3 protein-coding genes are annotated in these 2,302 nt (G+C 69.0%); all 3 read left to right on the forward strand.

Going from position 1 to position 2,302, the window contains the following annotated elements:
* Positions 1–508 (forward strand): sensor histidine kinase (locus AC1DY5_RS51975; protein ID WP_478122072.1); only part of this gene is annotated, 508 nt, incomplete at its 5' end.
* 2 nt (positions 509–510) lie between these two features.
* A complete protein-coding gene (locus tag AC1DY5_RS51980; protein ID WP_478122074.1) occupies positions 511–1,257 on the forward strand; it encodes a LytR/AlgR family response regulator transcription factor in 747 nt (248 codons plus the stop codon).
* Positions 1,254–2,302: AI-2E family transporter (locus AC1DY5_RS51985; protein WP_478122073.1), on the forward strand; the 1,049-nt coding region annotated here is incomplete at its 3' end. The genes AC1DY5_RS51980 and AC1DY5_RS51985, both read left to right, overlap by 4 nt.

Below are 2,302 nucleotides of genomic sequence, written 5' to 3' on the forward strand. Positions count from 1 at the left end.
GGTGCGGCAGGAGCCGGCCAAGGCCGAGGCCATGCTGGAAGACTTGAGCGAACTGTTCCGCCAGGCCCTGGCCGACCCGGGCGAATCGGTCACGCTGGCCGACGAGATCGCGCTGGCCGAGCGCTACCTGGCGATCGAGCAGGTACGCTTCGGCGACCGGCTCCGGATCCGCTGGGATATCGATCCGGAGGCCCACGGGGCCCGGCTGCCGCCGCTGCTGCTGCAGCCGCTGGTCGAGAACGCGGTCAAGCACGGCGTCGAGCCGAGCCCGGACGGTGGCCGCCTGCGCATCCGCACCGAGCGCCGCGGCGCGATGGTGCTGATCGAGGTCATCAACAGCCTGCCGCCGCTACGCTGGGCCGACGCGCCGCTGCCGCGCGGCCACGGCATCGCCCTCGGCAACGTGCGCGACCGCCTGCGCCTGCTGCACGACATGCAGGCGCAGTTCAGTGCCGGCATGGACCAGAAGAACTATCGCGTCCGCATCGCCATTCCTGCTGAACCATGAGCATGCCTCCGCTTCGCACCCTCATCGTCGACGACGAATCGCTGGCGCGCTCGCGCCTGCGCACCCTGCTGGCCGATTGCCATTCCCCGCCCGCGGAGGTGGTGGCCGAGGCGGCGCATGGCGAGGGCGCCCTCGACCAGTTGGCCAATGCGCGCTTTGACCTGGTGCTGCTGGACATCCACATGCCCGGACTCGATGGGCTCGAGCTGGCGCGCAACCTGCGCAGCCGGCCGGGCGCGCCGGCCGTGGTGTTCGTCACCGCCTATGCGGCGCATGCGGTCACTGCTTTCGAGCTCGAGGCGGTCGACTACCTGACCAAGCCGGTGCGGGCCGAGCGCCTGCAACAGGCCCTGCAGAAGGCCGAGCGCTATCTGAATGAGCGGCGGGCGCCGGTCGCCGAGACGCAGGACGTACTGCTGATCCAGGACCGTGGCCGCACCGAGCGGGTGCCCCTGTCCGATATCCTCTACCTGAAGTCGGAGCTCAAGTACCTCACGGTGCGCACGGCCTCGCGCAGCCACATCTTCGATGGCTCTCTGGCCGAACTCGAGGAGCGCTATCCGGCCCGCTTCGTGCGGGTCCATCGCAACGCGCTGGTGGCCCGCGCCGCCATTCGCGCCCTCGAGAAGTATGACGACGGCGAGGATGCCGAAGGCTGGGCGCTGCGCCTGGATGGCATTCCCGAGCCGGTGATGGTGTCGCGGCGCCAGTTGTCGACCGTGCGCGAAGTGCTCAAGGATGCCCGATGAGCGAGCCAGTCGAAGCGAATGAGATCGTCGCGGCCGAGGCGCCGGAGCCCGATCGGATGCTGCTGGCCATGCCGGTCGACATCCGCAGTGCCTCGCTGGTGGTGCTGGCGGTGCTGGCCTGCGTGTTCGCGTTGCGCTGGGCGGCGGCGGTCTTCATCCCGCTGATGGTGAGCCTGATGCTGACCTACGCGCTGGCACCGCTGGTCAACCAGCTCGAGCGCTGGAAGATCTCGCGCTGGATCGGCGCGGCCGCGATCCTGCTCGGCATCGGCGGCGCCTTCGGCTGGACCGGCTACTCGCTGGCCGGCAGCGCCTCCGAGCTGGTCGACTCCTTGCCGGTCGCGGCGCAGAAGCTGCGCATGGCGATGCACACCAGCAGCCGCACGTCCGACGCCAACGCACTCGCCACCGTGCAGAAGGCCGCGGCGCAGCTCGAACAGGCTGCCGAGGAGAACTCCGCCAAGGTGGCTGCGCGCAAGGGCGTGGCTCGGGTCGTGATCGAGCGGCCGTCCTTCAACGTGCGCGACTACATGTGGAGCGGCACCGTCGGCCTGATCGCTGCGGCCGGCCAGCTCACGCTGGTGGCCTTCYTGACCTTCTTCGCGCTCGGCAGCGGCGACACCTTCCGCCGCAAGCTGGTCAAGATTACCGGGCCCAGCCTGGCGAAGAAGAAGATCACGGTGAACGTGCTCGACGACATCACGGGCCATATCGAGCGCTACCTGCTGGTGCAGATCCTCACCAGTGCCATGGTCGGCGTCGCGACCGGCATTGCGTTCTGGGGCCTCGGGCTCGAGAACGCGGCGGTCTGGGRCATCGTCGCCGCAGTCACCAACCTGATCCCCTACATCGGCTCCGTGATCGTGATGGCGGCGGCCGGGCTGGTGGCCTTCCTGCAGTTCAACGGCATCGAGATGACGCTGTTGGTGGGCGGCACCTCGCTGGTGATCCACACCCTGATCGGCAACCTGCTGGTGCCCTTCCTGACCAGCAAGACCAGCCGCATGAACCCGGTCGCGGTGTTCGTCGGCGTGATCTTCTGGGG

The organism is Variovorax sp. P4_D9 (genome assembly GCF_056401695.1).